The 16,484-nt window shown below is 68.0% G+C and carries 17 protein-coding genes; 10 read left to right on the top strand and 7 right to left on the bottom strand.

All coding sequences use genetic code 11. The features are described from left to right. Positions 1–148: 148 nt before the first annotated feature. From dnaQ to DMC18_RS07120, 5 genes are read right to left on the bottom strand one after another with little or no spacing between them, the layout of a single operon-like run. On the bottom strand, positions 149–874 hold the full coding sequence (gene dnaQ, locus DMC18_RS07140; RefSeq protein WP_110121141.1) for a DNA polymerase III subunit epsilon: 726 nt from the start codon (positions 872–874) through the stop codon (positions 149–151). 31 nt (positions 875–905) lie between these two features. Further along, positions 906–1,505 (bottom strand): dephospho-CoA kinase, encoded by a 600-nt coding sequence (gene coaE / locus DMC18_RS07135; protein ID WP_110121140.1) that lies wholly within the window; start codon positions 1,503–1,505, stop codon positions 906–908. Then, complete coding sequence (gene aroE / locus DMC18_RS07130; RefSeq protein WP_110132803.1) at positions 1,502–2,377, bottom strand: shikimate dehydrogenase; 876 nt, start codon at positions 2,375–2,377, stop codon at positions 1,502–1,504. The genes coaE and aroE overlap by 4 nt, the downstream gene beginning before the upstream one ends. After that, a complete protein-coding gene (locus DMC18_RS07125; protein ID WP_110121139.1) occupies positions 2,374–2,988 on the bottom strand; it encodes a Maf family protein in 615 nt (204 codons plus the stop codon). The genes aroE and DMC18_RS07125 overlap by 4 nt, the downstream gene beginning before the upstream one ends. Further along, positions 2,985–3,887 (bottom strand): pyruvate, water dikinase regulatory protein, encoded by a 903-nt coding sequence (locus tag DMC18_RS07120; RefSeq protein ID WP_110121138.1) that lies wholly within the window; start codon positions 3,885–3,887, stop codon positions 2,985–2,987. The genes DMC18_RS07125 and DMC18_RS07120 overlap by 4 nt, the downstream gene beginning before the upstream one ends. A gap of 446 nt (positions 3,888–4,333) precedes the next feature. On the opposite strand from DMC18_RS07120, the gene hemE reads away from it, so the two are divergent. From hemE to rho, 4 genes are all read left to right on the top strand, one after another. Next, positions 4,334–5,362, top strand: coding sequence for a uroporphyrinogen decarboxylase (gene hemE / locus DMC18_RS07115; protein WP_110121137.1), 1,029 nt, complete (start codon positions 4,334–4,336; stop codon positions 5,360–5,362). Then, a complete protein-coding gene (gene hemH, locus DMC18_RS07110) occupies positions 5,359–6,399 on the top strand; it encodes a ferrochelatase (protein WP_110121136.1) in 1,041 nt (346 codons plus the stop codon). The genes hemE and hemH overlap by 4 nt, the downstream gene beginning before the upstream one ends. Continuing rightward, positions 6,360–6,860 carry a CopD family protein gene (locus DMC18_RS07105; RefSeq protein ID WP_255580294.1) on the top strand — a complete coding sequence of 167 codons (501 nt, stop codon included), beginning with the start codon at positions 6,360–6,362 and terminating at the stop codon, positions 6,858–6,860. Before hemH ends, DMC18_RS07105 begins: the two co-directional genes overlap by 40 nt. Before the next feature lie 309 nt (positions 6,861–7,169). Continuing rightward, positions 7,170–8,618, top strand: a complete 1,449-nt coding sequence (gene rho, locus DMC18_RS07100) for a transcription termination factor Rho (RefSeq protein ID WP_110121134.1) — start codon at positions 7,170–7,172, stop codon at positions 8,616–8,618. A gap of 189 nt (positions 8,619–8,807) precedes the next feature. Here the strand turns inward: rho and DMC18_RS07095 are convergent, their stop codons facing one another. Both DMC18_RS07095 and DMC18_RS07090 read right to left on the bottom strand, forming a co-directional pair. Next, the gene (locus DMC18_RS07095; RefSeq protein WP_110121133.1) at positions 8,808–9,773 is read right to left on the bottom strand and encodes a quinone oxidoreductase; all 966 of its coding nucleotides are present in this window, start codon (positions 9,771–9,773) and stop codon (positions 8,808–8,810) included. Continuing rightward, entirely contained in the window at positions 9,773–10,468 is a 696-nt protein-coding gene (locus DMC18_RS07090) for a dienelactone hydrolase family protein (RefSeq protein WP_110121132.1), read from the bottom strand. The genes DMC18_RS07095 and DMC18_RS07090 overlap by 1 nt, the downstream gene beginning before the upstream one ends. 139 nt (positions 10,469–10,607) lie before the next feature. On the opposite strand from DMC18_RS07090, the gene DMC18_RS07085 reads away from it, so the two are divergent. The 6 genes from DMC18_RS07085 to DMC18_RS07060 form a co-directional block, all read left to right on the top strand. Next, positions 10,608–10,853, top strand: a complete 246-nt coding sequence (locus DMC18_RS07085; RefSeq protein ID WP_110121131.1) for a DUF6489 family protein — start codon at positions 10,608–10,610, stop codon at positions 10,851–10,853. Between the two features lie 4 nt (positions 10,854–10,857). Then, on the top strand, positions 10,858–12,195 hold the full coding sequence (gene mnmE / locus DMC18_RS07080; RefSeq protein WP_110121130.1) for a tRNA uridine-5-carboxymethylaminomethyl(34) synthesis GTPase MnmE: 1,338 nt from the start codon (positions 10,858–10,860) through the stop codon (positions 12,193–12,195). Between the two features lie 180 nt (positions 12,196–12,375). Then, on the top strand, positions 12,376–14,247 hold the full coding sequence (mnmG, locus tag DMC18_RS07075) for a tRNA uridine-5-carboxymethylaminomethyl(34) synthesis enzyme MnmG (protein WP_199228561.1): 1,872 nt from the start codon (positions 12,376–12,378) through the stop codon (positions 14,245–14,247). Beyond that, on the top strand, positions 14,247–14,912 hold the full coding sequence (rsmG, locus tag DMC18_RS07070; RefSeq protein WP_110132802.1) for a 16S rRNA (guanine(527)-N(7))-methyltransferase RsmG: 666 nt from the start codon (positions 14,247–14,249) through the stop codon (positions 14,910–14,912). Before mnmG ends, rsmG begins: the two co-directional genes overlap by 1 nt. After that, positions 14,896–15,702 (top strand): ParA family protein, encoded by an 807-nt coding sequence (locus tag DMC18_RS07065; protein WP_110121127.1) that lies wholly within the window; start codon positions 14,896–14,898, stop codon positions 15,700–15,702. The genes rsmG and DMC18_RS07065 overlap by 17 nt, the downstream gene beginning before the upstream one ends. An 89-nt stretch (positions 15,703–15,791) precedes the next feature. After that, a partial coding sequence (locus tag DMC18_RS07060) for a ParB/RepB/Spo0J family partition protein (RefSeq protein WP_110132801.1) occupies positions 15,792–16,484 on the top strand: 693 nt, incomplete at its 3' end.

Genomic DNA, 16,484 nt, shown 5'->3' with positions numbered 1-16,484 from the left:
GCGCCGCAGGCGTGGGAGGATGAGGGGTTAGGGACGGTTGACGGCGTGCCGGCACGATCTTGGGTAATACGGTGAGGGCGAAACCCCTCACCCTCCCACCGCTACGCGGCGGGCCCCTCCCTCTCCCTATGGGAGAGGTTTTCCAGGGTTATTCCGCCGGCGGCGGCGCCAGCTCCGGCAGGTCGAACTTCAGCCAGACGGCCTTGTCCTTCAGGGTCGACTTGACCCAGTCGGCGTGCACGGCGCGTTCGGCGTCGGTCGAGCGGAAGGGCAGGGGGCGCGGGCGGGCGCCGTAGCCGCCGGCGCGGGCGGCGCTGACGGCGTTGACCGCCACGGCGTGGGTCAGTTCGAGCGCGCGTTCCTTGCCGCCCTGCAGTTCGAGATAGACCTCGGCCAGCAGGTGGGAGTCGATCAGCGCCCCGTGCTTGTCGCGGCTGTCGAGGCTGATCTTGAAGCGTTTGCACAACGCGTCGAGCGAGTTGTACATGCCCGGGAAACGCTTCTTGGCCATGGCCAGGGTGTCGACCCAGCGCTCTTCCGGCAGCGGCGCGCGGCCGCACTTCTCCAGCTCGAAATTGACGAAGCTGCGGTCGAACGAGGCGTTGTGGGCCACGACGACGCTGTCGCCGACGAATTCCAGGAACTTGTCGGCGATCTCGTGGAACTTCGGCTTGCCGGTCAGGAAGGCGGCCGACAGGCCGTGCACCTTCTCGGCCTCGGCCGGCATGTCGCGCAGCGGGTCGCAATATTCGTGGAACGAGCGGCCGGTGGGCATGAAGTCCACCACCTCAATGCAGCCGATTTCGACCAGGCGGTCGCCCGTCTTCGGATCGAAGCCGGTGGTTTCGGTGTCGAGGATGATTTCCCGGGCCATGGCCTTTCAATGGGCCGGTTCGAGTCACGCATCAAGCGTGGGCGGAGGTTCTCAACAGGGTCAGGATGTCGCGCACCTGGTCCTCGGCGGCCTCCAGGCCCCGGCCCGTATCGATGACGAAGTCGGCGCGGGCGCGCTTTTCGGCGTCGGGCAGCTGGCGGGCCAGGATCGCCTCGAACTTCTCCGCGGTCATGCCGGGCCTGGCCAGCACCCGCTCGCGCTGGATATCGGCGGGCGCGCTGACGACCACCACCTTGTGGACGTTCTTCTGACCGCCGGTCTCGTAGAGCAGCGGCACGTCGAGCACGACGATGTCGTGGCCCTCATCCGCAGCCTTCTCGAAGAAGCCGATGCGATGAGCGCCGACCAGCGGATGGACGATGGCCTCCAGCTTCTCCAGCGCCTCGGGATCGCCGACGACCTGGGTGCTGAGCCGCGCGCGGTCGATCGCGCCGTCCACGACCACGCCCGGAAACGCCGCCTCGACGGGCCCGACAGCCGCGCCGCCGACGGAATAGAGCGCGTGCACGGCGGCGTCGGAATCGTAGACCGGCGCGCCCTGGGCCTCGAACATCTTGGCCGTGGTCGACTTGCCCATGCCGATGGAGCCGGTGAGGCCAAGGATGATCACGTCGCCGAAGCTCCCAGATGCGCCAGGGCGATGGCGCGCACGTCCACTTGCGCCGGCGGGGCCTGGCCGAAGAAGGCCTCGAACGACGGCACGGCCTGCAGCAGCAGCATCTCCAGCCCATCCACCGTGGCGCGCCCAGCCGCTTGCGCGCGTTGCAGGAACTCGGTGCGCAGCGGCTTGTAGACCATGTCCATCACCACGCAGCCCTGCGGCGTCAGCGAAAGATCGGCCGCCGGACCCTCGCCGCCGCCCAGGCCAAGCGAGGTGGCGTTGATCACCAGGCCGGCGTCAGCCAGCAGGGCGGGGAGGGCGTCCTCGCCGGCGGCCGTGACCTTGTCTCCCAACGCGTCGGCGACGGCCTGGGCCTTGGCGAGCGTGCGGTTGACGATCCGCACGGCGGGCGCGCCGGCCAGCAGCAGGGCGGCCGCCGCGCCGCGCGCCGCGCCGCCGGCCCCGAGGATCACGACGGGCGAAGCGGTCACGTCGAAGTCCGGCGCCTGGGCGGCGATCGCCCCCAGCAGGCCCGGGCCGTCGGTGTTGTCGGCGAAGATCGTGCCGTCGTCGCGGAACCGCAGCAGGTTGGCGGCGCCGGCCAGGCGGGCGAGATCACTGGCCTCGTCGGCGCAGGCCAGGGCCCGTTCCTTGAAGGGGATGGTGACGTTGAGCCCGCGGATCACCCCGCCGCGAAAGCCGTTCACGAAGGCCTCGAACCGGTCCTGGGCCGGACCCATCGGCACATAGGCGCCGTCGATCCCCGCGGCCGCCAGCCAGGCGTTGTGCAGGATCGGGCTCATCGAATGGATGATCGGCTGGCCGCAGACGCCGGCCACCAGGGCCGCGCCCGTGATCGCCTGCCCGTGTTGAGAACTCATGCCTGGAGGGCTCCGTGCAGGCGCAGGAAGTCGAGCAGGCCGGTCATCGGCAGCCCGAGGATGGTGAAATAGTCGCCGTCGACACGGTCGAACATCTGCAGGCCTTCGCCCTCCAGCATGTAGCAGCCCACTGATGAGAGGATCTGCTCGCCGTTGCGCTCCAGATAGCCGTCGAGCCAGGCGTCGCTGAACGGACGCACCGACAGCTTGGCGGTCTCGACCACGCGCCAGATCGGCCGGCCGTCGCGGGCGACGACGACGCCGGAATGCAGCTTGTGGACCTCGCCACGCAGCTCCAGCAGGCGGGCGCGGGCTTCCTCCACCGTGCCGACCTTGTCGAACAGCCGGCCTTTCAGCTCCAGGGTCTGGTCCGAGCCGATCACCAGGCCCGGCCGCTTGCCCGAAACCTTGACCGCCTTCATCTCGGCCAGGGCGTCGGCGACGTCGCGCGGGGAGACCTCCTCGGCCAGCAGGCCCGCCTTGGCGGCGTCTTCGTCCACGCCAGCGGCCACGGCCTCGAACGGCACGCCGGCGTTCTTGAGGATGGTCTGTCGCGTCCAGCTGGTGGAGGCCAGGGTGATTGCCACTTTTGGTGTGAAGAGCGCGCTCATCCCAGCACCTCGACCTGGCCGCGGCCGCCCGACAGCAGGTTGATGATCGCCGCGGCGGTTTCTTCCACCGACCGGCGGGTGACGTCGATGATCGGCCAGCCGTTCTTCTCGAACAGGCGGCGGGCGGCGATGATCTCGGCCCGCACGCTGTCGGTGTCGATATAATCGCTCTCTCTATTCTCCTTGAGGGAGAGCAGGCGGTTGCGGCGGATCTGGATCAGCCGCTCGGGGCTGGTCATCAGGCCGACGATCAGGGTGTTCTTCAGCTCGAACAGCTGGTCGGGCGGCGGACGGCCCGGCACCAGCGGCACATTGGCCGCGCGCACGCCGCGATGGGCCAGATAGATGCAGGTCGGGGTCTTCGAGGTGCGCGACACGCCCACCAGGATGACGTCGGCCTGGGTCAGGTCCTGGCCGCCCTGGCCGTCGTCGTGGGCGATGGCGTAGTCCAGGGCCTCGATACGATCGAAATAGTCGTTGTTCAGCGCGTGCTGCGCGCCCACGCGCGTGGAGATCTTGGCCCCCAGATAGCGCGACATGGCGCTGACCACCGGATCCAGCGCGGCGATGCACGGCATTTCGAGCTTGCGGCAGCCTTCTTCCAGGGCCGCGCGCAGGTTCGGGTCGATGATGGTGTGCATGACCACGCCCGGCGCGCCGGCGATCTCGTCGAGGGCGCGATCCAGCTGACGCGTGGAACGAACCAGCGCGTAGATGTGTTCGATGGGCAGGATATCGGTGAAACGGGCGCAAACCGCGCGCGCCATGGCGTTGAGCGTCTCGCCCGTGGAGTCCGACACCAGGTGGATGTGGAAGTAGGTGGCGAACCGCGCGGTGTGGCGATCGGTCTCAGCCGAGGCGCCTTCCTGTGGATCGTCCGTTAAAGATTGCTTTACCACTCTGGGCGCCCTCTGGGGACAAGCGGGCGCCAAATACGCCCTGCCGCGGCGACGCGCCGCGCCCCTGTGATAAACGGCCTCATTGACGCCGGACAATCCCCAGCTTGAACCTGCCCTTCAGGACATGTGCCTGAGCGTTCGTCCACGCCTGTGGAAACTACTAACAGATGGTTAATTTCGCTTTTACCAGCATCTGGGTTCCTTAGGGATTCCAGGGCCCTGGCGGCTTGTCCACGGAGTTCACAAGGTATGACCCCCATGTGGACCAAGCTTGGGCATACCGAGTAGGGCCTGTTGGACTCTTCCACACGGGCGGACTTATCCCCGTGTTGCACTTGCCCACCCCCTTCTTCCTACCTTTCTAAGAATCTTATTTTTAAGAAGAATAAGAGGGTACGGGGTCGCACGGACTTGAGTGCGAAGGCTCGCCGGGATTTAACGCCGGTATGACGAGCGCCCCGATCCCGAAGTTTCTCTCCGTGCTGGCTGGCGAGACCGCCGAGCGTCCCCCGGTCTGGTTCATGCGCCAGGCGGGACGGTACCTGCCCGAGTATCGCGCCGTGCGCGCGACGACCCCGGACTTCATCAGCTTCTGCCTGAACCCGGAGAAGGCGGCCGAGGTGACGCTGCAGCCGCTGCGTCGTTTTCCGTATGACGCGGCCATCGTCTTCGCCGACATCCTGCTGATCCCCGGGGCTCTCGGCCAGAAGGTGTGGTTCGAGGCTGGCGAGGGTCCCAAGCTCGGCGAACTGCCTGATCTGGACGCCATGGCCGACAAGGTGGGCCAGGCGGGCGAGGCCCTGAAGGCCGTCGGAGAGACGCTGTCGCGGGTTCGTGCGGACATCGATCCCTCCAAGGCCCTGATCGGCTTCGCCGGCGCGCCGTGGACGGTGGCCACCTACATGATCGAGGGCGGCTCCAGCGATCGCTCGGGCGCGCGGACCTTCGCCTACCAGAACGCCGACAAGCTGGACCGGCTGATCCAGATCCTGGTCGACGCGACCGTGGATTACCTGGCCATGCAGGCCGCCTCCGGCGCCCAGGCGCTGAAGCTGTTCGAGAGCTGGGCCGAAGGCCTCTCAGAGCCGCTGTTCGAGCGTCTGGTGACCAGGCCGCACATCGCCATCGTCGAGGGCCTGCGCGCCCGCGGCGTGACCGTGCCGATCATCGGCTTCCCCCGCGGGGCCGGAACGCTCGTAGAAGCCTACGCGCAGGCCGTACCGGTGGACGGGGTGGCGCTCGACACCTCGGCCTCGGCGAAGCTGGGTCAGACGATCCAGAAGATCAAGACCATCCAGGGCGCCCTCGATCCGCTGCTGCTGCGGGCCGGCGGGTCGGCGCTGGACGAACGCGTCGACCAGATGCTCGCGCAGTGGGGACAGGGCCCCTATATCTTCAACCTGGGTCACGGCATTCTGCCCGACACGCCGATCGCTCATGTCGAGCAGGTGCTGAAGCGGGTGACCGGCCAGTGAGCCAGCAGAAGAACGGTCGCAAGATCGCCGTCGTCCTGTTCAACCTGGGCGGACCCGATCGTCAGGAGGCCGTGCGGCCGTTCCTGTTCAACCTGTTCCGCGATCCGGCGATCATCCAGGCGCCGTTCTTCGTCCGCTATCCGGTGGCGACCCTGATCTCGACCACCCGGGCCAAGTCGGCGCGCGCCAATTACGCCCTGATGGGCGGCGGCTCGCCCCTGCTGCCGGAAACGCAGAAGCAGGCGGCGGCGCTCGAGGCGGTGCTGGCCCAGCGGCTGCCGGGCGATACGGTCAAGACCTTCATCGCCATGCGCTACTGGGATCCGCTGACTGGCGAGACGGCCAAGGCCGTGAAGGCCTTCGCGCCCGACGAGGTGGTGCTGCTGCCGCTCTATCCGCAGTATTCGACGACGACGACGGCCTCGTCGCTGAAAGCGTGGAACCGCGCTTATCGCAAAGGCCCGGGCCGGACGACGACGGTCTGCTGCTATCCGACGGCCGAAGGGTTCGTGCAGGCGCACGCGGATCTGATCCGCCAGGACTACCTCAAGGCCGGCGCGCCCAAGCCGGCGCGGATTCTGTTCTCGGCCCACGGCCTGCCCGAGAAGGTGATCATCGCCGGCGATCCCTACCAGCGCCAGGTCGAGGCCACGGCTGCGGCCGTTGTCGCCAAGCTGGGCGACATCCTGGGCGAGGGCGTCGACTGGAAGATCAGCTACCAGAGCCGGGTCGGTCCGCTGAAGTGGATCGGTCCGTCCACCGACGACGAGGTCAAGGCCGCGGCCGAGGCGGGTCTCGCTTTGGTCGTCGCCCCGATCGCCTTCGTCTCCGAGCATATCGAGACCCTGGTCGAGCTCGACGTCGAATATCGCGAGCTGGCCTACGAGCACGGCGGCTCGATCTATGTCCGCCCGCCGGCCCTGGGCGTGACGCCGGCGTTCATCGATTGTTTGGGGACTCTGGTCACGGAGGCCCTGTCGTCGGAGTCGTCGCAGATCTGCGGCGGCGACCAAACTTGCACCGGAGCCGCTGCGTGACCGACTTCTTGGTCGAGCATTTCAACCTGATCCGCGGCCTGCACATCCTGGCCGTGATCGCCTGGATGGCGGGGATGCTCTACCTGCCGCGCCTCTACGTCTATCACACCGGCGCCACCCTGGGTTCGGAGATGGACGCGACCTTCAAGGTCATGGAGCGCCGGCTGCTGCGCGGGATCATCAATCCGGCGATGGTCGCCGCCCTGATCTTCGGCCTCGGCCTGATCATGGCCGACGGCGCGATCCGCGGCTGGGACTTTTTGCTGAAGCCCTGGATGCTGGCCAAGCTGGCAGGCGTGTTCTTCCTGTTCGGCTGGCACGGCTTCCTGTCGAAGGCCCGCAAGCAGTTCGAGGCCGGCCAGAACAAGCGCTCGGAGAAGTTCTGGCGCGCCACCAACGAGCTGCCCTTCGTGGCGGCGATCGTCATCGTGCTGTCGGTGACCACCAAGTACCTGAACTAGCGGGAAGGGGCCCTGGCCCCCGCGTTCTCCCCCCTTCATCCTCAGGCGGGATGACGAGCGCCCACAGGACGGTTCCGGTAGCGCTTGACCCCGGGGCCGCCTTGTGGTTCCCGTCTTGGTCAGACGTTGCGGTCATACCGCTGCGTTCCCGCCTTTCACGGATCGCGCCCGTCCTGGTGCGCCTCATGATCCGTTCCCCTGATCGATCCGCGCCGTCGTCAATGGCGCGACCCCATCGCCGCTTCCACGTGGAGCCGGCTGAATTTCTACCCAAGCCCGGATCGTATCCGGGCCACCGTGAGTCCATGCATGTCTGAAGACACCGACCCGCAAGTCCCCGCCGAGCTGGAAACCTCGCTCGACACTGTCGAAACGACGGAAGACGCCGCGATCGACACCACTGCTGAAGCCTCTGCCGACAACGCCGCCGAAGGCGACGCCGGCGACGAGGACGACAACGCAGAGATCACCGCGGCCATCGCCGCCATGGGCCTGACGCGCATGTCGCTGCAGGAACTGAAGGAAAAATCCCCGGCCGACCTGCTGGCGTTCGCCGAGACCTTCGAGGTCGAGAACGCCAACTCCATGCGCAAGCAGGACATGATGTTCGCCATCCTGAAGACCCTCGCCGAAGAAGGCGTGGAGATCTTCGGTTCGGGCACCATGGAAGTGGTCCAGGACGGCTTCGGCTTCCTGCGCTCGCCGGAAGCCAACTATCTGCCGGGCCCGGACGACATCTATGTTTCGCCCTCGCAGATCCGCAAGTTCGGCCTGCGCACCGGCGACAGCGTCGAGGGCGCGATCCGCTCGCCGCGCGAAGGCGAGCGCTATTTCGCCCTGACCAGCGTCTCGAAGATCAACTTCGAAAGCCCCGAGAACGTGCGCCACAAGGTGCACTTCGACAACCTGACGCCGCTCTATCCCGAAGAGCGCCTGAACATGGAACTGCCCGATCCGACCATCAAGGATCGCTCGGGCCGCGTCATCGACATCGTCGCCCCGCTCGGCAAGGGCCAGCGCTGCCTGATCGTCGCCCCGCCGCGCGTGGGTAAGACGGTGATGCTGCAGAACATCGCCAAGTCGATCGAGACCAACCACCCCGAGTGCTATCTGATCGTCCTGCTGATCGACGAGCGCCCGGAAGAAGTCACCGACATGCAGCGCACGGTGAAGGGCGAGGTCATCGCCTCGACCTTCGACGAGCCTGCCACGCGCCACGTGCAGGTCGCCGAGATGGTCATCGAGAAGGCCAAGCGCCTGGTCGAGCACAAGCGCGACGTCGTCATCCTCCTGGACTCGGTCACCCGCCTCGGCCGCGCCTACAACACCGTGGTGCCGTCGTCGGGCAAGGTCCTGACCGGCGGTGTCGACGCCAACGCCCTGCAGCGCCCCAAGCGCTTCTTCGGCGCGGCGCGTAACGTGGAAGAGGGCGGCTCGCTGTCGATCATCGCCACGGCCCTGATCGACACCGGCAGCCGCATGGACGAAGTCATCTTCGAAGAGTTCAAGGGCACGGGTAACTCGGAAATCGTTCTCGATCGTAAGGTGGCCGACAAGCGCATCTTCCCGGCCATCGACGTGCTCAAGTCGGGCACCCGCAAGGAAGAACTCATCACCCCGCGCGACCAGCTGCAGAAGACCTACGTGCTGCGCCGGATCCTCAATCCGATGGGCGCCTCGGACGCCATCGAGTTCCTGCTCGAGAAGCTGCGCCAGTCGAAGACGAACGGCGATTTCTTCCAGAGCATGAATACTTAAGCTTGGTGTTTCACGTGAAACACGAGAAAGGCCCCGGAGCGATCCGGGGCCTTTTTTTGTTGGTCGGTGGTGGTGGTGAACCCCCTCAGTCGCTCCGCGACAGCTCCCCCAGAGGGGGAGCATCTGCTGCGTAGATCCTCCCTCTTTGGGGGAGGTGGCCCGAAGGGCCGGAGGGGGTCTTCCCCGACCTCAGGGCACCAACACCGTCGCCCCGGTCGTCTTCCGCCCCTCCAGCGCCTCATGCGCCTGCCGTGCTTGCGCCAGCGGGAACCGCTGACCGATCTCGATCTTCACCGCGCCCGAGGCCAGGACCTCGAACAGGGCCGCGGCGCTCTCGTCGAGCTCCTCGGTCGTGACGATGTAGTCGAACAGGCGAGGGCGGGTGATCCAGGCCGACTTGGCGCCCAGTTCCAGCGGGGCGAAAGGCGGCACGGGTCCCGAGGCGTTGCCATAGGTGACCAGCACGCCGCGACGGGCCAGGCTCTTCAGGCTGCCCTGGAAGGTGTCCTTGCCGACGCCGTCATAGACGACCGGCACGCCGGCCCCGCCGGTGATCTCGGTGACCCGGGCGGCGACGTCCTCGTGGTCGTAGAGGATCACGTGGTCGGCGCCGAGGTCGCGGACGATCCGGGCCTTGGCCTCCGAGCCGACCGTGGCGATGACGCTGGCGCCCAGGGCCTTGGCCCACTGTACCAGGATCTGGCCGACCCCGCCGGCGGCGGCGTGGACTAGCACGGTCTGGCCCGCCTTCACGGGGAAGCAGCGACGGACCAGGAACTCGGCCGTCATGCCTTTCAGCAGCACGGCCGCGGCGACCTCCAGTTCGACGCTATCGGGAACCTTCACCGTCCGGTCGGCCGGCACGATCGACGCTTCAGCATAGGCGCCCATCGTGCCGTTGTAGGCGACACGATCGCCGACGGCGAAGCGGGTCACGCCGTCACCGACGGCTTCCACGTGGCCGGCGGCCTCCAGGCCCAGCACCTGCGGGTACTTCAGCGGATAGAGGCCGGAGCGGTGATAGGTGTCGATGAAGTTCAGACCGACGGCCGCGTGGCGGACGAGGATCTGGCCGGGGCCGGGGGAGGGCAGGTCGCGCTCGACGACCTCCAGCACTTCGGGGCCGCCGGCGGCCTTGGCTTCGACGGCCAGCATCAGGCGAGGGTCTTCTTGAAGAAGGCCAGGCTACGGCCGTTGGCGAGGGACGCGTCGGCGGCGTCATAGTGCTCACCACCTTCACGCGCGAAAGCGTGGTCGCGGCCGGCATAGGTATGAAGCGTGATCTGGGGGTGATCCTTCAGCGCCGCGAAGATCACCTGCTGGGCCTCCTTGGGCACGAACTTGTCTTCCTCGGCCACGTGCAGCAGCAACGGCTTTTCCAGCTTCTCGGCCTCGCCGACATGCTTCTCCAGGCCGACGCCGTAGTAGGAGACCGAGGCGTCCGCGTCGGTGCGGGTGGCGGTCAGAAAGGCCAGCAGGCCGCCCAGGCAGTAGCCGACCGCGCCGACCTTGCCCGACGACTGCGGGCGGATGGCGTCGATGGTGGCGTCGATGTCGGCGACCCCGGCGTCCACGTCGAACGCGTTGAACAGTTCGAAGGCCTTCTTCCACTCGGCCTCGGACTTGTCGGTGATGTCGATGCCGGGCTCGATCCGCCAGAAGAGGTCGGGGCAGACGGCCAGGAAGCCCTCGCCGGCGAGCTTGTCGCAGATGTCGCGCATCACCTGGTTGACGCCGAAGATCTCCTGGATGACGACGATGGCCGGCGGGGCTGCGTCACCCGTGGCGGGACGGGCCACATAGGCCGTGAAGTCGCCGTCGGGCGTGTTGATCGTGAGGGTCTCGCTCATTGGGCTCTCTCCGTACTCAAGGCTACCATAGGGGCCACCCTTGGGCCGTCGATTGGGACTTTCGACCGAAGCGCTCTAACCTGTGGCGAGCAGGGTGCGACGTCACAATCTCGTGGCCCGCCGCCAGGGAACCTTTTCGATGAAGATGACGATCGAGATCGACTGCACCCCGGTCGAGGCGCGGGCCTTTCTGGGCCTGCCGGACGTGAGCCCGCTGAACGAACATCTCGTGAAAGAGATGCAGGCGCGCATGGACTCCAACATGGCGATGCTGGCGCCCGAGGAACTGCTGAAGAACTGGATGGCGTTCGGGGCCGGGGCCCAGGACAGCTTCCGCAAGCTGATGACGGCCGCGGCCGGAGCGGCGGTCGGCAAGCGCGACTGATCTGATGGTCGATACGATCTACGCGCCGGCCACCGCGGCCGGTCGCGCCGCCGTGGCGGTGATCCGCGTTTCTGGTCCCGCCAGCAGCGACGCCGTGCGGGCCCTCACGGGAAACCTGCCCAAGCCGCGTCAGGCGGCCCTGCGCACCCTCCGCCACGACGGCGTGGCGCTCGACGACGCCCTGGTGCTGTGGTTCCAGGGGCCGGCCAGCTACACCGGCGAAGACGCCGCGGAGTTTCACGTGCATGGCGGCCGGGCGGTCGTCGAGGCGCTGCTGTCGGCGCTGTCGGCCCTGGGCTTGCGCCTGGCCGAGCCCGGCGAGTTCACCCGGCGCGCCTTCCAGCACGGCAAGCTCGACCTGGCCCAGGCCGAGGCGGTCGGCGACCTGATCGACGCCGAGACCGAAGGCCAGCGCAAGCAGGCGCTGGGTCAGCTGGGCGGCGCCCTGGGTCGTCGCTATGACGCCTGGCGCGACCTGCTGGTTCAGGCCCTGGCCATGCTGGAGGCCGCCGTCGACTTCCCCGACGAGGAGTTGCCGGAGGACGTGGCGGCCCGCGCGCGGCCGGGTCTGGAAACCCTGGCCGCCGAGATCGAAGCAGCCCTGGCCGATGTCGCACGTGGCAGGCGGGTGCGGGACGGCTTCCGTATCGCCCTGGTCGGCGCGCCCAACGCCGGCAAGAGCACGCTGCTGAACGCCCTGGCCGAACGCGACGCCGCCATCGTCACGGCGACCCCGGGCACCACGCGGGACGTCATCGAGGTTCCCCTCGTGTTGGGTGGCTACAAGGCCCTGCTGGCCGATACGGCCGGTATTCGCGAGACCGCCGACGACATCGAGGCCGAGGGTGTGCGGCGGGCGCGGGCCTGGGCCGAGGACGCTGATCTGCGTCTGTGGGTCGTGGACGCGGCGGAGTTTCACGTGAAACATTCCGAACACCACGCAATAATCCGTAGCGGCGACTGGATGGTGGTCAACAAGACCGATCTGGTAGAGCCGGGCGTGGTGGCGGCCATACGCACTGAGGCCGAGGCGTTGGGGTTGCACGTGGCGGCGCTGTCGGCGCGGGAGGAGGGGGCCGACCCGATCCGCGCCGTCCTGACCGATCACGTGGTCGAGGCGCTGTCCGGCGCGGAGTTCCCGGCCGCCACCCGGATCCGCCACGCGGAGCGTCTGGGCGAGGCGAGGGCCTATCTGGAGCGCGCCCTGGCCGAAACCGATGACGTGGAACTGGCCGCGGAGGACGTTCGTCTCGCCGCCCGGGCGCTTTCCCGGATCACAGGCCGGATCGACCCCGAAGACGTGCTTGACCGTGTCTTTTCAAGCTTCTGCATTGGGAAGTGAATGTTTCACGTGGAACACCGCCTTGAACGGTCCACAGGCTGACCACAGATACGCACACGGCGTTTCACGTGAAACGCGCCGGTCTCGACTCGCCCACAGGGCGGCTTGCGGCTATAAGTCTGGACACGCCCCCGCCGCGACGGGGGCGTTCCGCATTGAGGCGCTTCTCCCTTGTCCACTATCTCGCCCCCCAATGGCCAACAGGCCTGGGACGTCATCGTCATCGGCGGCGGTCATGCCGGCTGCGAAGCCGCGGCCGCGGCCGCGCGCACCGGCGCGCGCACCCTGCTGCTGACCCACAAACGTGAAACCGTCGGCGAGATGTCGTGCAACCCGGCCATCGGCGGCCTGGGCAAGGGCCACCTGGTCCGCGAGATCGACGCCCTGGACGGCCTGATGGGCCGCATGGCCGACAAGGCCGGCATCCAGTATCGGATGCTGAACCGCTCCAAGGGCCCCGCCGTGCGCGGCCCGCGCTCGCAGATCGACCGCAAGCTCTATCGCGAGGCCATGCAGGCCGAGCTGTTCGCCTATCCGAACCTCGACGTGATCGCCGCCGCCGCCGAAGACCTCATCGTCGAGGACGGCTGCGTGGCCGGCGCCGTGGACGGGGAGGGGGTGGTCTATCGCGCCCCCAAGGTGGTGCTGACCACCGGCACCTTCCTCAAGGGCCTGATCCACCAAGGCGAGACCCGCATCCCGGCCGGCCGCGTGGGCGACCAGCCGTCCATCGGCCTGTCCGACCGCCTCTATGGCCTGGGCTTCGACATGGGCCGCCTGAAGACCGGCACGCCCGCCCGTCTCGACGGCAAGACGATCGCCTGGGACCGCCTGGAGATGCAGGCGGCCGACGAAGAGCCCGTGCCGTTCTCCTTCCTCAACGACCGTATCGACGTGCCGCAGATCCGCTGCGGCATCACCTATACGACCGAGGAAACCCACAAGATCATCGCCGAGCGCCTGGGCGAGTCCGCCGTCTATGGCGGCCGCGCCACGGGGATCGGCCCGCGCTATTGCCCGTCGATCGAGGACAAGGTCGTCCGCTTCGCCGACAAGACCAGTCACCAGGTGTTCCTGGAGCCGGAAGGCCTGGACGACGACACGGTCTATCCGAACGGCGTCTCGACCTCGGTCTCGGCCGAGACCCAGCTGCTGTTCCTGCGCACCATCCCCGGTCTCGAGGCCGTGGAGGTGATCCGCTACGGCTATGCGATCGAATACGACTATGTCGATCCGCGCGAACTCTACGCCACGCTGGAGACCAAGCGCCTGCCGGGCCTCTATCTGGCCGGCCAGATCAACGGCACCACGGGCTATGAAGAAGCCGGCGCGCAAGGCCTGGTCGCCGGCATGAACGCCGCGCTGTCGGCGCTGGGCCGCGAGCCCGCCGTCTTCGCCCGTGACGAGGCCTATATCGGCGTGATGATCGACGACTTGGTCACACGTGGGGTGACCGAGCCCTACCGCATGTTCACCAGCCGGGCCGAGTTCCGCCTCACCCTGCGCGCCGACAACGCCGACCAGCGCCTGACCGGGCGCGGCGTCGAACTTGGCGTCGTGGGCGAGACCCGCGCCGCCGCCTGGGAAGCCAAGGCCGCCGAACTGGCCGCGGTCCGCGCCCGTGCTCGCGCCCTCAATATGACCCCGGCCGAAGCGGTCAAAGCCGGCTTCAAGGTCAATGCCGACGGCCAGCGCCGTGACGTCCTGGCCATGCTGGCCTATCCCGACGTCGGCCTCGACGACCTGGTCCGCGTGTGGCCGGAGATCGCCGACTGGAGCCCGATGGCCCGCGAGCAGATCGAGATCGAGGCGGCCTATGCCGGCTATCTCGACCGCCAGCGCGCCGACGCGGAATCCCTGCGCAAGGACGAGGATCTGCGCCTGCCGGCCGATCTCGACTACCGCGATATCGGCAGCCTCTCCAACGAGGTGCGCGAGAAGCTGATCCGGGTGAAGCCCCTGACCCTGGGCCAGGCCGCCCGCATCGAGGGGGTGACCCCCGGCGCGCTGACGGCCCTGCTGGCCCACGTCCGTCGGGGTCGCGCCGCCTGATGGCTCAAGCCTTGTCCGAACTCGTCATCGAGACGCTCGACCCGGTCGACGCCCCGGCCTTCCAGAGGCTGACGGGCGCGACCGACGTCCAGGTCGCCGACCTGACGCGCTATCGCGAGCTGCTGGCCGAGTGGAACGCGGTGATGAACCTGGTCGGCCCGGCCTCGATGGCCGCCTACTGGAACCGTCACGCCTGGGACAGCGCCCAGCTGCTGACCTTCGCCCCCCAGGCCAAGGTCTGGGCCGACCTGGGCGCCGGCGCCGGCCTGCCCGGCGGGGTGCTGGCCATCCTGCTGAAGGACGTTCCGGGGGCCAAGGTTCACCTCGTCGAGAGCATGGCCAAGCGCTGCCGCTTCCTCGAGGCGGTTTCCCGCGAGCTCGACCTGCCGGTCGAGATCCACAACGCCCGCGCCGAGAGCCTGGACCTGAAGGTCCAGGTGGTCACGGCCCGGGCCTGCGCGCCGATGCCGCGCCTGCTGGAATTCGCCCAACCCTATTTCAAGCGCGGCGCGGTCGCCTGGCTCCTGAAGGGCCAGGAGGTCGCCGCCGAGATCGCCGAAGCCGAGAAGACCTGGAAGTTCGAGTCGGACGTGCGGAGCTCCAAGAGCGATCCGCGCGGCCATGTCGTGCAAATCAAGGGGCTGAGCCGTGTCCGCAAAGTCTGAGCTGAGAGTCCTGGCCGTCGCCAACCAGAAGGGCGGGGTGGGCAAGACCACCACGGCCATCAACCTGGGCACCGCCCTGGCGGCCTGCGGCGAGCGCGTGCTGCTGATCGACGCCGACCCGCAGGGCAACTGCTCGACGGGCCTGGGGATCGGCCGCCTGCAGCGCAAGAAGACGCTGTACGACGTGCTGATGGGCGAGGCGCCGGTGATCGAGGCCGCCGTCCAGACCTCGCTGCCGGGCCTGGACGTGATCCCGGCCGACGCCGACCTGTCGGGCGTCGAGCTGGAGCTGGGTCAGGTGGCCCGCCGTTCCTACCGCCTGCGCGACGCCCTGGAGCCGCTGCGCGCCAACGGGCCCTACACCTATGTGCTGATCGACTGCCCGCCGTCGCTGAACGTACTGACGGTCAACGCCATGACCGCGGCCGACGCCGTGTTCGTGCCGCTGCAGTGCGAGTTCTTCGCCCTGGAGGGCCTGACCCAGCTGATCCGCACCATCGAGCGCGTCCGTGGCAGCCTCAATCCGCGCCTGGAGATCCAGGGCGTGGTGCTGACCATGTACGACCGCCGCAACAGCCTGTCCGAACAGGTGGCCAAGGATGTCCGGGATCACTTCGGCGACAAGGTCTATGACGCGGTCATACCGCGCAACGTCCGGGTGTCGGAGGCGCCGTCGTTCGGCAAGCCGGTGCTGCTGTACGACCTCAAATGCGCCGGATCGCAGGCCTATCTGCGCCTGGCCCGCGAGGTCATCAGCCGCGAGAAGGACCGTCAGGCCCAGGCGGCCTGATCCACAGGTGAAGACGACCTGAGGATACGGGTCGAAGTCGTTATCGAATTTGAAGTTTCCAGGAGACGGTCGTGGTCGGTGAAGCGGGGATGTCGGAAGGCCGTCGGGGTCTGGGTCGCGGTCTGTCGGCGTTGCTGGGCGAGGTCGACGCGGCCCCTGCCCAGGCGCCGGGCGACAATACCGGCGGCTCGCGCGAGGCGCCGATCGAGCTGCTGAAGCGTAATCCCGATCAGCCCCGCCGGACCTTCCGCGAGGATGACCTGGTAGAACTGGCCAACTCGATCGCCGAGAAGGGCGTGCTGCAGCCGATCCTGGTGCGGCCGGCGCCGGGCGCTCCGGGCGAGTACCAGATCGTCGCCGGCGAGCGTCGCTGGCGCGCCGCCCAGCGAGCCGGCCTCAAGACCGTGCCGATCATCGTGCGCGAGCTTGACGACCTGGCCGTGCTCGAGATTGGCATCATCGAGAACGTCCAGCGCTCGGACCTCAACATTCTCGAAGAGGCGCTGAGCTACCGCGTGCTGATGGACAAGTTTGGCCGCACCCAGGACGCCATCGCCCAGACCATCGGCAAGAGCCGCAGCCACGTGGCCAATACGCTGCGCCTGCTGGCCCTGCCGGAAGCCGTGCAACAGCACCTTGTCACCGGCGCCCTGACCGCCGGCCACGCCCGCGCCATCGCCACGGCGGCCGATCCCGGCGCCCTGGCCCAGCAGGTCATCGACGGCGGCCTGTCGGTGCGCGAGACCGAGGCCCTGGCCCGCGTCGCCCAGACCGGCGATGCG

This window comes from Caulobacter sp. D5 (assembly GCF_003185805.1).
GTDB lineage: Bacteria > Pseudomonadota > Alphaproteobacteria > Caulobacterales > Caulobacteraceae > Caulobacter.
Note: the sequence above shows the minus strand (reverse complement) of the source record. Positions and strands in the feature narration are given on the sequence as shown.

Bases quoted from the DNA above. Each gene is read 5' to 3' on its own strand.
- dnaQ (WP_110121141.1), bottom strand. From the start codon at position 874: ATGGCCCGGGAAATCATCCTCGACACCGAAACCACCGGCTTCGATCCG.
- aroE (WP_110132803.1), bottom strand. From the start codon at position 2,377: ATGAGTTCTCAACACGGGCAGGCGATCACGGGCGCGGCCCTGGTGGCC.
- DMC18_RS07125 (WP_110121139.1), bottom strand. From the start codon at position 2,988: ATGAGCGCGCTCTTCACACCAAAAGTGGCAATCACCCTGGCCTCCACC.
- hemE (WP_110121137.1), top strand. From the start codon at position 4,334: ATGACGAGCGCCCCGATCCCGAAGTTTCTCTCCGTGCTGGCTGGCGAG.
- rho (WP_110121134.1), top strand. From the start codon at position 7,170: ATGTCTGAAGACACCGACCCGCAAGTCCCCGCCGAGCTGGAAACCTCG.
- DMC18_RS07095 (WP_110121133.1), bottom strand. From the start codon at position 9,773: ATGCTGGCCGTCGAAGCCAAGGCCGCCGGCGGCCCCGAAGTGCTGGAG.
- DMC18_RS07090 (WP_110121132.1), bottom strand. From the start codon at position 10,468: ATGAGCGAGACCCTCACGATCAACACGCCCGACGGCGACTTCACGGCC.
- DMC18_RS07085 (WP_110121131.1), top strand. From the start codon at position 10,608: ATGAAGATGACGATCGAGATCGACTGCACCCCGGTCGAGGCGCGGGCC.
- mnmE (WP_110121130.1), top strand. From the start codon at position 10,858: ATGGTCGATACGATCTACGCGCCGGCCACCGCGGCCGGTCGCGCCGCC.
- rsmG (WP_110132802.1), top strand. From the start codon at position 14,247: ATGGCTCAAGCCTTGTCCGAACTCGTCATCGAGACGCTCGACCCGGTC.